Below are 14,445 nucleotides of genomic sequence, written 5' to 3'. Positions count from 1 at the left end.
GATCAGCAGTAGAACTGCTGCGCGAAGTCCACGACGTCGCTCGCCTGACCCCGCGTGACGTTCGGCAGCACCGCGGGCACCGACCGCGCGAGCTGCGCCTCGTCGGCGCCCTGGTCCAGCTGGGAGCAGATCGCGTCGGCGGCCTCGACCTCGGCCTGGCCGCTGCTGCTCGTGGGGATGTCGGCGTCACGCAGCGCGGTGAGGAAGGCGACCGCCTTCTTGCTCTGGAGGTCGACGGCGGCAGCGGTCGGCTCGGCCTGCTGCGCGACCGGGGCGCTCAGAGCCGCCGGGGTGGCCTCGGCCGGCGCCGCCTCGGGCTCGGACGTCGTGAAGATCGCGACGATCGCGGCGATCACGAGCACCGCCCCCACCCCGACGGCGGCGATGACCGGCCGCGAGGTGAGCCGGCCGACCAGGCCCCGCTCCTCCGGCTCGTTGTCGGGTTCCGCGTCATCAACGTCGTCGACGTCGTCCGCCACACGGAGGGGCTCGGCGGGGGGCCGGCGACGGGTGACCGCGGTCGCTTCGGCGGATGCCGGTTCCTTGCGCCGCGGACGGACCGGGTCGCGCAGCGCGTCCAGCCCGGTCAGGACGGCGGTGGCCTCCCCGTCCGAACCTCCGCGCGCAGGGCCGTTCTGGTGGGCGGCACGGGGCGGAGGTCCGCTGGGGCGGCCTGGCTCGTCGGGCCGGGAGGCGCGGGGCGGGGGCCCGGCCGGGCGGCGCGGCGGGGGCCGCCTGCCGGGGGCGCGGGCCGGCGCGATCAGCGGGACGGCCTGGGTGGGCGGTTCGGGGGCATCGGCGCGCGCGTCCTGCTGGCCGGGCGCGTCACCGCGGGCGACGGCGTCGGCGATTGCCCGCACTTCGACATCGGCCGCCTCGTTGGCCTGCTCGGCCGCCTTGGCCGCGGCCTCGGCCGCCGCCTCGGCCTCCTCGGCGGCCGCCGCCGCGGCGGCGATGGCCGCGGACGCGCGTTCGGCGGCCAACGACGCCGCCTCCTCCGCGGACGCGGCCGCCTGCTCGGCGGCGCGGCGCCGCGCGGCGTACTCCTCCAGCGGGAGCGCGTGCTCCTCCGGAGCGGCGCGGCGCGCGGGCGGGGCGATCACCGGGAGCGCGGTGGTGGGATCCGGTGTCACGTCGAGCGGGCCGGGGACCGGCGACGGTGCATGGCCGAGGACATCCCGGCCCGCCGGGTCGCCGCCGGCCGGCTCCTGCCGGGGGCGATCGGGGCCGGGACCGTCCGCGTCGGCGACGCGGATGCGCCCGGTGAGGACGCTCTCGGTGGAGTCGGACTCGGCGAACGGGTCCGCGTCGCGCTGAGCCGGTCCCGCGTCGGAACGATCCCGCTCGTCCGGGCCGGCGCCGCGCAGGTCAGCGCCGAACTGGTCCGAGCCGAACGCGTCCGGCCCGAGCCGGTCCGAGCCGAGCCGGTCCGTGCCGAGAGCGTCACCGGCCCGGTCCTCGCGACCGGTGGCGAGGGCGTCCGAGCGGAGCGGGTCGGATGCGGTGTTCCCGTCGACGGACGGCGCCGGCGTGGCAGGTCGGTCGGCGCGGGACGGGCCGCTGGGCCGATCGCGATCGGCCCAGCGGCGCAGCCGCGGGTCCACGTCCACCAGCTTCCGGTCCGGCGGTTCGGGGCTGATGGCGTCGCGGTCGGCCGAACCGCGCTCCTCGTGGTCCCGCTCGAAGCGATCAAGATCGTGGGAGGGGCCGACCGCGAACCGGTCGTCGTCGGTCCGGGGTCGTTCGAACTGATCCCGATGCGGGGACAGGTGGTCGGCGGAGTCACCGGCCGACGCGCCGCCGGCAGGACGCTGGTCCCGCTCCGGCCAGCCGCGGTCCGACGAGTCGGGATTCAGCGGGTCCTGACCCAGCGGGTCGCCGTTCAGGGGGCCGCTGTCGAACAACCCGCGGTACACCTGCTCGTGGTCGCGGGGGTCCCGGTCGAGGTCCGCCCCCGGTTCGCGGCCGAATGGCTCGAAGCTCAGCCGCTCCCCGTCGAGCGGATCGCGCTTCGGGAGCGGTGGCGCGAGCGGCGATCGCTCCAGCGAGTCCGCACCGGCCCGGGAACCGACGTGGTCACCGTCCATGGGGACATCGTGCTGCTGACCGCGGTCCGTCATGTCCTGGTCGCGGCCGCTGTCGCCGAGCGGGCCGTTCTCGGCGTGGACCCGTCCTGTCGAGAGGGCGTCGAGCGGGTCACGATCGAGCGGGTCACCGCCCAGCGCGCCACCGTCGGACCGACGGTCGCCCGCGCCGTGCTCCCGGTCCTCACCTTCACGGTCGGCGAACGGGCCGCGGCCGGGACGCCGGTCCTCGCTGCCGAGGGCCGGTGATCCCCAGTCGTCGCTGCCCCGGTCGTCACTGCCCCGGTCGTCGCTGCCCCGGTCGGCCGGGCTGCGGTCGGACCAGTCGCGGTCGTCGGCGCGGGAGCCGGGACCGTCCGGATCGAGACGTTCGTCGAGGGAGTTCTCGTCGTGCGCACGCGGCGTCGGGAAGGGCTTCTCCTCGGCGCACTCCGCCTCGCCGGAACCCCGCGCGGGGCGCTCGTCCGTCCCCCAGAGCTCGGGGATGTCGTGCAGCGGCTCCCGATCCGAGACGAGGTCGCCGGTGGCGGAGTCCCCCCAGTCCCAGTCGAAGGCGTGCTCCTCACCGTCCCCGGCCAGCAACCGGTCGACCAGCGACCGGTCATCGGAGGCCGGGTGCCGTGGTCCGCCCCCGTCCGCCACGGCATGCCGCGCTGCGCCGTAGCGCCCACTCACCGCCTCACCGGCCATCGCTCGCTCCCGTCCCCCAAAACAGTTCCTTGCCGTGCTTGTACAACGAGCGGATCACGGGGAAGGCGCGGTCACCCGCGTCACGACGCTCGCGTGAGTGAGGTCGGTCACACCAGGTACGCGCAGGTCACGCGGTCTGTACCCCTCTCGTCACCTCCGGTCACCCCGGTCGGGTCGACCGGACACCGCGCGTTCGACTGTCCGGCCGCAATCGATGCGTCCGGATGGCGGAATGCCCGGAACGGGTGGTTTCGCGAGGCGCGCGATCCGCTTGATACCGCCGAGGGAGCTGCCTATGTTCGGGCCGGAGCTTAGATTTAACGCCTGAACAAAAGGAGCGACCGTGTCGGACCCCGCGGCGTGGTGGCGGCAGGCCGTCGTCTACCAGATCTATCCCCGCAGCTTCGCCGACTCGAACGGCGACGGCATCGGCGACCTGCCGGGGATCACGAGCCGCGTCGGGTACCTGCGCGACCTCGGCGTCGACGCGGTGTGGCTCTCGCCCTTCTACCCGTCCGCGCTCGCGGACGGCGGCTACGACGTCGACGACCACCGCGACATCGATCCCAAGATCGGCACCCTCGCGGAGTTCGACGAGCTCGTCGCCGCGCTGAAGGCGGCCGGCATCCGGCTGATCGTCGACATCGTCCCCAACCACACCTCGGACCGGCACGAGTGGTTCCGCGCCGCGCTCGCGGCCCCACCCGGCTCGCCGGAGCGGGACCGATACGTCTTCCGCCGCGGCGAGGGCCTGCACGGCGAGCGGCCGCCGAGCGACTGGACAGCCGCCTTCGGCGGGCCCGCGTGGGAACCGGCCGGCGACGGACAGTGGTACCTGCACATGTTCGCGCCCGAGCAGCCGGACCTGAACTGGGAGAACCGCGAGGTCAGGGACGACTTCCTGAAGACGTTGACGTTCTGGGCCGACCGTGGGGTCGACGGGTTCCGGGTGGACGTCGCGAACGCGCTCGCGAAGGACCTCACGCCGCCGCTTCCCAGCCAGGCCGAACTGGACGCCGAGGACCTGCCCGACGGCGTGCACCGGCTGCGCGACCGGGACGAGGTGCACGAGATCTACAAGGAGTGGCGCGAGCTCTTCGACGCCTACGACCCGCCGCGCACGGCAGTGGCGGAGGCCTGGGTGCGCTCCGCCCACCGCAGGGCCCGCTACGCATCGCCGGAGGGCCTCGGCCAGGCCTTCAACTTCGACCTGCTGCTCGCCTCGTGGGACGCCACCGAGTTCCGCAAGATCATCGCGGAGAACCTGGCGCTCGCCCGGTCGGCCCGCACGTCGTCGACGTGGGTGTTCTCCAACCACGACGTCGTGCGCCACGCCACCCGCTACGCCTTGCCGCCCGGCACGGATCTCAAGGAGTGGCTCCTCGGCCAGGGCGCGAACCCGCCCGCCGACACCGAGCGCGGGCTGCGCCGCGCCCGCGCCGCCACCCTGCTCGCCCTCGCGCTCCCTGGGTCCACGTACCTCTACCAGGGCGAGGAGCTGGGCCTCCCCGAGGTCGCCGACCTGCCTGCGGACGAGCTGCAGGACCCCACCTGGGTCCGCTCCGAGGGCACGGAGAAGGGGCGCGACGGCTGCCGGGTGCCGCTGCCGTGGACGGCCACCGGCCCATTGTTCGGCTTCGGGCCCGGCTCGGCGCATCTCCCCCAGCCCGCGGGCTTCGCCGAGCTGTCGGTCGAGCGCCAGGATGCGGACGGGGACTCCACCCTCTCCCTCTACCGCCGCGCGCTCGCGGAGCGGCGCCGCCTGCAGTCGTCCGAAGCGCTGGAGTGGCACGCCGAGGGCCCCGACGACGTCGTGCGGTTCAGCCGTCCTGGTGGCTGGACGTGCGTCACCAACTTCGGCGAGGCGCCCGCGCCGCTCCCGGCCGGGCGGGTGGTCCTGTCGAGCGGCCCTTTGCGGGGTGGCCTGCTCCCGTCCGACACGACGGCCTGGCTCGAACCGAGCAGCTGACCCACATCCGCGGGCCTCCTTCTGCTCACACCCCGACACCCTCGTGGCGCCCGCGGCGCAGGACGGGAAGGTCCAGGTGCGTGAATTCGCCCAGGGTGAGGGTGAAGGTCTCACCCGGCGAGCCGTGGTAGGAGAAACACGAGGCGTCGTTACCGGCGATCCCGATCCGGAGCCGGTGACCGGAACGGAGCGATGCCGACACCGGTAGGAGCTCGACGACCAGATCGAGGTTCTCTCCAGGTTCGACCGGGAGACGGTCGGCGCGGGCGAAGCTGCGCGGTACGCCCAGACCCGCGGGCTCGGCCGGCCCGGCCGTCGCACGCTGGAGGAACCGCAGGCAGCCCTCGGTCAGGTAGGTCACCGAACCGTCAGGAGCGACGTCCTCCAGGTAGACGTAGACCACGCCGTCGGCCCCACTCGTCGCCAGGTGGAGCGTCACCACCGGGAAGCCGAGAACGTGGATGCCGGCCGAGAGCGGTGCGGAGGTGAAGGTCAGCAGCGTCTCGTCGGCGGCCCGTCGATCCGGGTAGGCCGCACCCTGGCCGATCTCGCCGGCAAGCCATCGATTGGTGGGACCGGTCGACGAGCCGGGATCGACGACGTACCGCACGGACGACTCGCGCCCCGCATCGTCCGCCAACTCGCCGTCCGCATCCGGATACAGCCGGAGCACCTCGAGGTTCGTGGGCGGCCATGCGTCCACGGTTCGCCACCGATCCGTGCCGAGCGTGCTGTACGTCAGCGTGCCGCTTCCGGCCGGCGGCGCCGAATCCGCTTCGAGGTATCGCGCGAAGAACTCGACCAGGCGGCGGTCCTGGGCCTCGGGGCCTGCGAAACCACTGTCGTCGAGCGGACCGGCGGGCAGCAGGGGGTCGGCGTAGGTGCGACCGCCGTGTCCCCAAGGCCCGATCTCGACCGTCTGATGGTTGGGCAGGGTGGCGAACCTGGTCAGAGCGCCGGCGACGAAGGCGCCGTCGACCCAGCCGACGCGCACCAACATGGGGACGCCGGTCGAGGCGATCGCCTCGTGAGCGGCGGCCGGTGTGGTGATCGCCCAGTCGAGCCCTTCCACCCGGTCGTCGTGGAACGGCACCTGGTCCATCAGCTCGTGCACGTCGGTGTTCGACTGGTGCTCCGCGACCGCCTCGGCCAGCAGCGCCCGGCCGTCCGGTCCGTCGACGGGTTTGACCGGCGTCGGAGGTTCGATCGACTCCGCTGGCAGCCCCTGCATCTCGCCGAGTCGCTCGCGAGCCCCGACCACGCCGTCCTTGAGCTGGCTCTCACACATCCACCGCGCGAACCGGCCCGCGGTGGCGGCTCCGCCCGGATAGAAGAGTTGGCGGTACGGGTCGTTCGGGCTGAACAATGCCGCGACGGCAACCAGGTGCGGGTTGCGCAGCCGCGCGACCAGCTCGGCGGCCTGGCCTTCGTAGGACGTGCCGTAGACGCCGACCCGGCCGTTCGACCACGGCCACGCCGCCACCCAGTCGATCAACTCCCCGAAGTCGGCGATCTCGCGTTCACCGAGCTCGCTGCTCCGGGCCCCGAACGACGCGCCCGTGCCGCGCACATCGGCCACGACGAACGCGAACCCCGCGGCGGTCCACAGCTCGCCTTCCGCCCGGTTGGTGTCGAACTCGGGGCCGACGCGAGCAGGCTCCTCCGCGCGGTAGTAGCGGGTGGTCCGGACCACCGCACCAACTGCCTCGCCTGCGGCGATCCGCTCGACCGGGAGCCAGACGTCGACCGCAAGTCGTACGCCATCGCCGACCGGGACGTACAGGGACTGCAGCCGATGGTTCGGGTCGAGGACCACGGCCGCGATCCTGACGCCGCAAGCCGCCGAATCGGTAGCGATTATCCGACGCGGTCCGCTGCCCGACACCCCATGATCAGCGCAGGTGGTGCGAGGGCGACAGATCTGTCGCCGCCACACCTCTTCTGGCGATCACAGCCGGCCGGCCCGTGCCGAGTGGCCGCGCGGGGCCGGTCAGCCCGCGTCGTCCAGGCCGCCCCTGAGCGCGTCGGTCAGCAGGTCGATGTGCTCCTCGGTGAACGTGAGCGGCGGCGACACGGCAACCGCCGAGACCATCGGGCGCACGAGCACTCCGCGCTTGCGCGCGCCGGCGGCCACGACCGCCGGCAACCCCGGGTTGGCGGCGAGTCGCTCCGGGTCGAGCTGGACCGCGGCGAGCACGCCGGTGCCGCCACGGGCCTCGGCGACGAGTGGGTGGTCGGCGAGCGACTGCACCGCCTCGTGCAGCGGCAGCTCCAGCCCGTCGGCCCGCTTGAGCAGGCCCTCGTTCTCCATCACGTCGAGGTTCGCCAGCGCGGCGGCGCATGCCGTCGGGTGGCCGGAGTAGGTGGCGCCGTGCCGGAACGGGGCCGCCCCGTCCGCGAAGAACGGCTCGGCCACCCGCTCGTGCGCAACGACCCCGCCCAGCTGCACATATCCGCTGGTGACGCCCTTGGCGAAGGTGATGAGGTCCGGCACGATCCCGAACCGGTCGACGCCGAACCAGTCGCCGAGCCTGCCGAATCCGCAGATCACGCTGTCGATGACGAGCAGGACCCCGTGCCGCGTGCAGATCTCGCGCACGCGCTCTATGTAGCCGGGCGGCGGCGGGTACACGCCGCCCGCGCCGATCACCGGCTCGACGAAGAACGCGGCCACCCGCTGCGGGCCGATCCGCTCGATCTCCGCCTCGAGCGCCTCCGGGTCGTCCCACTCGACCTGCACGACGTCGGGCACGAACGGGGCGGCCAGCCGGTTGGCCGGGATCCCGGCGAGCGCGGTGCCGAAGCCGTGCGTTCCGTGGTAGGCGTGCCGGCGGCTGATCAGCACCGTGCGCTCGGGCTGCCCGGTGCGCACGTGGTACTCGCGGGCGATCTTGGCGGCGGTGTCGATCGCCTCGCCGCCACCGTTGACCAGGAAGATCTTCGCCCCGGGCACCGGGGCGAGCCCGGCGAGCCTGCGGGTGAGCTCCAGCGCGGGACGGTTCGCGAAGTCGGTGAACGTGTGGTACGTGGCCAGCTCGCGCATCTGCGCCGCGACGGCCTCGGCGATCTCGGCCCGCCCGTGGCCGACGTTCACGCACCAGAGGCTCGCGGTCGCGTCGAGGTAGCGGCGCCCGGCCTCGTCCCAGAGCCAGACGTCCTCGCCCCGCGTGATCACGAGCTCGGAACTGCGCACGGCGCCCATCGCCGCGAACGGATGCCAGAAAGCGGTGTCGGTGGCCTCCACGTCACTCATGCCGGTGACGGTACGCGGTGATCAGTCGTTCAGCCTGCGCTCCTCCGAGACCACGTGCACCGCGGCCTCCTCAGCCGACGCCGCACCCCCGTCGATGCCGGCGTCGAGCGCGTACAGCTCCTCGTCGTCGTCGAACGCGCCACCCGCCGCGACGAGCCGGCCGGCGCGGATGTCGCCGACCTCGTCGTCGAGCAGCTCTCCGTCGGTGTCGGACGCGTCGCCGAGCCCGTCGCCCAGCCACGCGTCGCCGTCGGGGAGCTCGCGGGCGAGCCGCGCGTCGAGGGGTTCGTCACCCGCCTCTTCGCGGGCGGTGGTGCCCCAGCCGGTGCTCGCCCACGGCTTCTCGGGCGGCGAGTAGCCCTCGTCGAGCACGTCGCCCACGCCGCGGTCGTCCAGGCTGTCCTCCGGTTCGAGGAGTCCGGAATCGTCCTCGTCCGAGCGGTTCTCGGGGTCCATGGCGCCAGCCTGGCACGCCCGGCGCGCTCAGGGGAGACCGAGTAGCCCAGACAGGTCGGCGACGTGCCAGAGGCGCTCGCTGCCACGGGCAGTTCACGGCCTGGAACGGCTTTCCTTGACGGGCCGCGGCCCCACTCGTAGCGTCATGTGCAACCGATTCCGAATGAGAGACTCCCTCTCGAGAGGCGATTTCGTCGTGCCCGAAATCCGGCGCTCCCGACTTGCCGTCGGCGTGCTCTACCTCAGCATGAGCGCGCCCATCGGAGGGTGGGCGGCGCGCGTACCGGAAATGCGCCGGCAGATAGGAGCGGACGACGAGCAATGGGGTCTCGCGAACTCGGTTCCGGCGGCGGGAAACGCGATGGGAATCTGCGTGATCGCTCTTCTCGTCGGGCGGGTCCGGGGCACGGTGCTCGCGCCATCCGCAGCCGCGGTCGTGTTGCTCTCGGCACCGCTCACCGCCGCGTCGACCAGCCTCACCGGTGTGGTGCTCGGGCTCACGACATGGGCCTTCGCCGCCTACGTCATGGCCGTCCCCATGGGCGCGATGGCGCTGGAGGCCCAGCGCCGGTGCGGCCGGCCGATCATGGGCGGCTTCGACATGTGCTTCGGCACGGGAGTGCTGGCCGGTGGGGCGGCCGGCGCCGGGTCCGCGGCGCTCGGCGTCCACCCGGTGGGCCAACTGTCCGTCACCAGCGGTCTCCTCGCACTGGCGCTGATCACGGTCGCACGACGGTTGCCCGATGATCCACCGGCCCCGCCGACCCGTCCGTGGAGGAGGTTCGACCGGCAGATCCTCCCCGTCGCCGCCATGGCGTTCCTGTCGGCGTACATCACGGAGGCGACCATCCTCTGGAGTTCGATCTACGTCGCCGACACCCTGCGCGGCGGCCCGATCCTCGGAGGAGTCGCCTACACCGCCGCCACCGCGGCCGGAATCGCGGCACTGCTGCTCGTCGACCGCGCGACGCACCGATTCGGTGCGATACGCCTTTTCCGGGCCTCCACGCTGCTCGCCGCTATCGGACTCGGCGTATGTCTCACAATCACGAGCCCACTTGCGGCGATCATCGGGTTCGCGCTCCTCAGCATCGGCACGGCGTGCGTCAACCCGCTCGTCTACACGTTCGCCGGCAACCAGCAGAAGCTGACGGCCAGCGAGGGCGTCTCGGTCGTGGAAATCGCACAGATGCCGGGCGGATCAATTGCCGCGCCTGCGCTGATCGGCGCGCTCAGCGGTCTCGTCGGGCTGCGCATCGCGCTCGGGTCGGTCGCGGTCGCGGCCCTGCTGCTCGCCCTCCTGGCCGGACGTGTCACTCCGCACACTGCAGGGCGAGGAGCACCACGGCCGCGTCGGTCGGGACCGTGACGTCGCGCCCGGTGAGCTCGGCGAACCGGTGCAGGCGACCCCGCACGGTGTTGCGGTGGCAGTACAGCCTGGCCGCGACCTGCGCCACCGAGCCGGTGGCGGTGTAGGCCCGCACGGCCGCGAGCAGCCGGTCCCGTTCCCTCGGAGGCACGTCGGCGAGGCCGCCGAGCTCGGCGCCCACGAGCTCGGCGGCCGTGTCGGCCATGCGCGCGGCGGCGAGTGGCAGCCAGGCGTCGGCTAGCTCGCGCGGGCCGTCCGCGCCGGGCGACACGTCGACGATCTCGCCCGCGATCCGCGCGCTGCGCGGCACGTTGGCCAGGCCGTGCGCCAGCGGGCCGACCCCGCAGGGCGCTCCGGCGAGCACGGCCCGCACCGGGGCACCGGTCCCGCCCTCCCAGCGTGCGATCAGCACGACGTGCCGGCCTGTGGACTGCACGTGGACCATCCGCCCGTCGGCACCGAGCCGGTCGGCCGCCCTCCGCAGGGCAGGCCCCGCCGCGGCGGCCGACGCCGCGACGAGCAGGTCGGCGTCGACGTCCACGTCGAGCGCGACGGCCAGCCGCTCCACCTCGTCGGGGTCGGGGTCATGGCCAGAGAGCAGGGAGGCGACGAGCATCGTGCGCTCGCCCTGCCGCTCGCGGGCGAGCAGCGCCGCCTCGGCCTGGTAGCTCACCTGGATCTGGGTGGTGTAGTCCTCGACCGCGGCCCATACGTCCTCGACGTGGGTGACCAGCAGCGGCTCGTCGGCAGGCTCGGCGCGCTCGACCAGACCGGCCCAGAGCACCCGGAAGTCCAGCCGCACGGCCGTGAGCAGGTCGTTCAGCGGAACCCCTCGGCGCGCCCTGTCCCGGCCGATGGACGGGCCGATGTCGAGCAACCGCTCCGGGACGGGCTGCCGGGCCACCCGGCGCAGCAGGTAGTCGAAGGTGCGGTCGGCGTCGGCTTCGAGGACCTCCGCCGGCACGACGCCGCGCCCGTACGGGCCGATCGCGCGCACCCGATCGACGAACTCGGTGACGAGCGCGTCGGCGTCCGCGCGGAGCCGCCCGACGAGCGCGGCCCACCGCGCGGCCCCCGTGCCGTCCAACGGCTGTTGCATCCGCACACGTTAAAGGGGGGACCACCGCGAGGTTCAGCCCCCGAGCGCCTCCGCGAGCCGGCGGGTGCGCTTGCGGTAGTCGGAGCGGGCGGCGAGCGCGCCGTCCAGGTCCACCTCGACGAACCGCGTGCGGGTCTTCGGCGCCGACTGGGCGACGACGTCGAGGTCGCCCGACAGCACCGTCGCGATCATCATGTAGCCGCCTCCGGAGACGGCGTCGCGGTGCAGGATGATCGGCTCGACGCTGCCCGGCACCTGGATCGAGCCGATCGGGTACGGCGCGTCCACGATGTTCGACGGGTCCTGCCCGGCGCCGAACGGGGGCTCGCGCGGCACCGTCTCCAGCTCCGGGCCCGCGTAACGGAACCCGATGCGGTCGGCGACCGGCGTGAGGTCCCACGTGGTGTCGAGAAAGGCCGCGCGACCCGCCTCGCTGAGACGGTGGTCGTAGAGCCCCATGACGACCCGCACCTCGACGTCCTTGGCCAGGTTCGGCCGCAGGTCGGCCGGCACGCTGCGGCCGGGCACCGCACCCGGGGCGGAGCCGACCGGCAGCCGGTCCCCCGCCGCGAGGGGCCGACCGAAGTAGCCGCCGAGGGCGCCGAGGGCGTACGTCGAGCGGCTCCCGAGCACCTCCGGGACGTCGATCCCGCCGGACACCGCGATGTACGCCCTGGCCCCCGCGGTGAGGTAGGCGAACCCGAGCACGTCCCCCGCGGACACGGCGAACGACTCCCACTGCGGACGCTCCTCGCCGTTCACCTTCGGCACCATGCTCGCGCCCGCGACCGCGACGACGGCGTCGGCCGTGAACGCCAGCTCCGGTCCCATGTAGACCGCCTCGAGCGCCGCGGCGCCCGCCGGGTTGCCGACGAGCAGGTTCGCGGCGCGCAGCGAGTACTGGTCGAGCGCGCCCGACGGCGGGATGCCCAGGTGGTAGTAGCCGGTGCGGCCGCCGTCCTGCACGGTGGTGGAGAGCCCCGGCTTGACGACCTCGATCACTTCAGCACCTCCAGAAGACGGGCGTTGTAGCCGTCGGGGTCGTCGAGGAACGACTGCAGGTGGAACTCGACGGGTCGCGCCTTGACGTGGAACCTCCCGGCCTCGACCTCCGCGAGGAGCTCGTCATAGCGCTCGCGATCGATCGGCGCGAACTTCACGATGTCGGCCGGGCGGAACAGCACCATGAACTCGGTGAAGTCCGGCAGGGTCTGCGTCGGGTCGTAGATCGGGGCGGGCGTGATGCCGAGCATCTGGTAGCCGCCCGCGCCGCGGACGGAGTAGATGCAGGCGAAGCAGCCGCCGTAGCCGACCGTCTGCTTCGGGGTGTCGGTACGCGGCCGCAGGTACTTCGGCACGATGATCTGCCGCTCCCGCGGCACCATCTGGAACAGGAACGGCAGCCCCGCCACGAACCCGACCATCGAGGTGAACCACGGTGAGCCGGAGTGCGCGCCGATGAAGTCGTCCACGGATGCGTAGCCGTTGATCCGCGCCGCGTACTCGATGTCGGTGGCGTTCGGGTCCTGGTGGCGGTCGCGGAACCGCATGAGGGTCTCGGTGGTCCACGGATCGCGGTAGAGCACCGGGATCTCCAGCACCCGGGTGGGCAGCGCGAGCTCGTGCGCGTCGCCAACCTGCTGCTCCAGATCCTGCAGCAGCGCGAGCAGCTCGGCCGGCTCCAACACGTCCGGGTCGAACCGCACCTGGTAGGACGCGTTCGCCGGGCAGATTTCCAGCACCCCGTCCGGCCGCGCGTCGGAGAGCTTCTTGGTGATGGCCATCGCCCGGAAGTTGGCCTGCAGACTCATCTCCTCGGCCAGCTCGACGAAGATGAACTCGTCGCCGCCCCAGCTGTACCGGGCCGGCGTCACCTCGCTCATGACGGTCATGGCGTTGCCTCCTCGCGGTCGGACAACCACTGCTCCAGCGTCCCGGTGTGGAACTCCCCCGCCGCGAACCAGTCCTGGTCGAGGATCTCGGTGTGCAGCCCGGCCGTCGTCGGGACGCCCTCGACGGCGAACTCGGCGAGCGCGCGGCGGGAGCGACGGATTGCCGACTCCCGGTCCTCGCCCCACACCACGACCTTCGCGAGCAGCGAGTCGTAGAACGGCGGTACGGTGACGTCGGGCTCCAGCCAGGTGTCGACCCGGACCCACGGCCCGGCAGGCAGCTCCACCCGCCCGACCTTCCCCGGCGAGGGCAGGAAGCCCCGCGCCGGATCCTCCGCATTCACCCGGAACTCGATCGCCCAGCCGCGGGCTGCGATGCCGTCCTGCGCGTGACGCAGCCGCTCGCCCGCCGCGATCCGCAGCTGCTCGGCGACAAGGTCAATCCCGGTGACGAGCTCGGTGGTCGGGTGCTCCACCTGGATGCGGGTGTTCATCTCGATGAAGAAGAACTCGTGCGTCTGGTCGTCCACCAGGAACTCGACCGTGCCCGCGCTGCGGTAGCCGACCTCGCGGGCCAGCCGAGCGGCCGCGGCCGTCATCGCGTCGCGCACCGCGGCGTCGATGCCCGGGGCGAGTGCCTCCTCCACCACCTTCTGCCGCCGCCGCTGCAGCGAGCACTCCCGCTCGAACAGGTGCACGGCGTCGCTCCCGTCGCCGAGCACCTGCACCTCGACGTGCCGGGCCCGGCGCACGAAGCGCTCGAGGTACATCCGCCCGTCCCCGAACGCGCTCGCCGCCTCCCGGGACGCGGCCGGGAACGCGGTGCGCAGCCCGGCCTCGTCCTCGACGACCCGGATGCCACGCCCGCCCCCGCCCGCGGCGGCCTTCAGCATGATCGGGTAGCCGATCTCAACGGCTGCCGCGACGGCCGCCTCGACGTTCTCGACGCCGCCACGTGTGCCCGGCACCGTCGGCACGCCCGCGGCCATGGCCACCTGCCGCGCGCGGACCTTGTCGCCCATCTGATCGATCACCGCGGCGTCCGGGCCGACGAAGGCGAGCCCGGCGTCGGCGACGGCCGCGGCGAACCCGGCCCGCTCGGACAAGAACCCGTACCCGGGGTGCACGGCGTCGGCGCCCGCCGAACGCGCGGCGTCGAGGATCGCGTCGATCACGAGATAGCTCTTGCCCGCCTGCGGCGGCCCGATCTCCACGGCCGTGTCGGCCAGCCGGACGTGCCGGGCCTCGGCGTCCGCGGTGCTGTGCACCGCCACCGTGGATATCCCGAGGTCCCGCGCGGCACGGATGATCCGCACCGCGATCTCCCCGCGGTTGGCGACGAGGAGCCGTTTCACCCTGCCTCGATCACCGCGACCGGCTGGCCCGCATCGACGACGTCCTCGTTCTCCACGAGGAACTGCACGAGCGTGCCCGCCGCGCCTGCCGGGACCTGGTGGAAGGACTTCATGACCTCGACCAGACAGACGGTGTCGTCGGCCCCGATGACCTGGCCCTCGATTGCGAACGGGTCGCTGTCGGGGTCGGGCCTCCGGTAGAAGACGCCGGGTATGGGCGAGACGACCTCATGGCGGCGGCTCACGTGGGCTCCTCTCGGGTCGTGAGTGGTTATGCG

The 14,445-nt window shown here is 73.2% G+C and carries 11 protein-coding genes; 2 read left to right on the top strand and 9 right to left on the bottom strand.

From position 1 onward, the window contains the following. Positions 1-2 precede the first annotated feature (2 nt). Positions 3-2,774 (bottom strand): DUF732 domain-containing protein, encoded by a 2,772-nt coding sequence (locus K1T35_RS13930; protein ID WP_220260586.1) that lies wholly within the window; start codon positions 2,772-2,774, stop codon positions 3-5. A gap of 343 nt (positions 2,775-3,117) precedes the next feature. On the opposite strand from K1T35_RS13930, the gene K1T35_RS13925 reads away from it, so the two are divergent. Next, positions 3,118-4,743, top strand: a complete 1,626-nt coding sequence (locus K1T35_RS13925; protein WP_220260585.1) for a glycoside hydrolase family 13 protein — start codon at positions 3,118-3,120, stop codon at positions 4,741-4,743. 25 nt (positions 4,744-4,768) lie between these two features. On the opposite strand, the gene K1T35_RS13920 is transcribed toward K1T35_RS13925, so the two are convergent. From K1T35_RS13920 to K1T35_RS13910, 3 genes are all read right to left on the bottom strand, one after another. Continuing rightward, positions 4,769-6,559, bottom strand: a complete 1,791-nt coding sequence (locus tag K1T35_RS13920; protein ID WP_220260584.1) for a CocE/NonD family hydrolase — start codon at positions 6,557-6,559, stop codon at positions 4,769-4,771. Positions 6,560-6,733: 174 nt separating this feature from the next. Beyond that, positions 6,734-7,996 (bottom strand): aspartate aminotransferase family protein, encoded by a 1,263-nt coding sequence (locus K1T35_RS13915; RefSeq protein WP_220260583.1) that lies wholly within the window; start codon positions 7,994-7,996, stop codon positions 6,734-6,736. A 21-nt stretch (positions 7,997-8,017) separates the two neighbouring features. After that, on the bottom strand, positions 8,018-8,452 hold the full coding sequence (locus K1T35_RS13910) for a DUF5709 domain-containing protein (protein ID WP_220260582.1): 435 nt from the start codon (positions 8,450-8,452) through the stop codon (positions 8,018-8,020). Positions 8,453-8,648: 196 nt separating this feature from the next. Here K1T35_RS13910 and K1T35_RS13905 point away from each other — a divergent pair, with 196 nt between their 5' ends. Further along, the gene (locus K1T35_RS13905; protein ID WP_220260581.1) at positions 8,649-9,821 is read left to right on the top strand and encodes an MFS transporter; all 1,173 of its coding nucleotides are present in this window, start codon (positions 8,649-8,651) and stop codon (positions 9,819-9,821) included. Here K1T35_RS13905 and K1T35_RS13900 read toward each other — a convergent pair. Genes K1T35_RS13900 through K1T35_RS13880 form a run of 5 tightly spaced genes read right to left on the bottom strand, consistent with a single transcriptional unit; the run spans position 9,766 to position 14,412 of the window. Then, on the bottom strand, positions 9,766-10,920 hold the full coding sequence (locus K1T35_RS13900; protein WP_220260580.1) for a CdaR family transcriptional regulator: 1,155 nt from the start codon (positions 10,918-10,920) through the stop codon (positions 9,766-9,768). The genes K1T35_RS13905 and K1T35_RS13900 overlap by 56 nt on opposite strands. Positions 10,921-10,953: 33 nt before the next feature. Next, a complete protein-coding gene (locus K1T35_RS13895; protein ID WP_220260579.1) occupies positions 10,954-11,922 on the bottom strand; it encodes a biotin-dependent carboxyltransferase family protein in 969 nt (322 codons plus the stop codon). Then, a complete protein-coding gene (locus K1T35_RS13890; protein WP_255621873.1) occupies positions 11,919-12,812 on the bottom strand; it encodes an allophanate hydrolase subunit 1 in 894 nt (297 codons plus the stop codon). The genes K1T35_RS13895 and K1T35_RS13890 overlap by 4 nt, the downstream gene beginning before the upstream one ends. After that, positions 12,809-14,167, bottom strand: coding sequence for an acetyl-CoA carboxylase biotin carboxylase subunit (locus K1T35_RS13885; protein WP_220260578.1), 1,359 nt, complete (start codon positions 14,165-14,167; stop codon positions 12,809-12,811). The genes K1T35_RS13890 and K1T35_RS13885 overlap by 4 nt, the downstream gene beginning before the upstream one ends. Beyond that, positions 14,164-14,412 (bottom strand): acetyl-CoA carboxylase, encoded by a 249-nt coding sequence (locus tag K1T35_RS13880; protein ID WP_220260577.1) that lies wholly within the window; start codon positions 14,410-14,412, stop codon positions 14,164-14,166. The genes K1T35_RS13885 and K1T35_RS13880 overlap by 4 nt, the downstream gene beginning before the upstream one ends. Positions 14,413-14,445: the final 33 nt, after the last annotated feature.

This window comes from Pseudonocardia sp. DSM 110487, from assembly GCF_019468565.1.
Classification (GTDB): domain Bacteria; phylum Actinomycetota; class Actinomycetes; order Mycobacteriales; family Pseudonocardiaceae; genus Pseudonocardia.
Note: the sequence above shows the minus strand (reverse complement) of the source record. Positions and strands in the feature narration are given on the sequence as shown.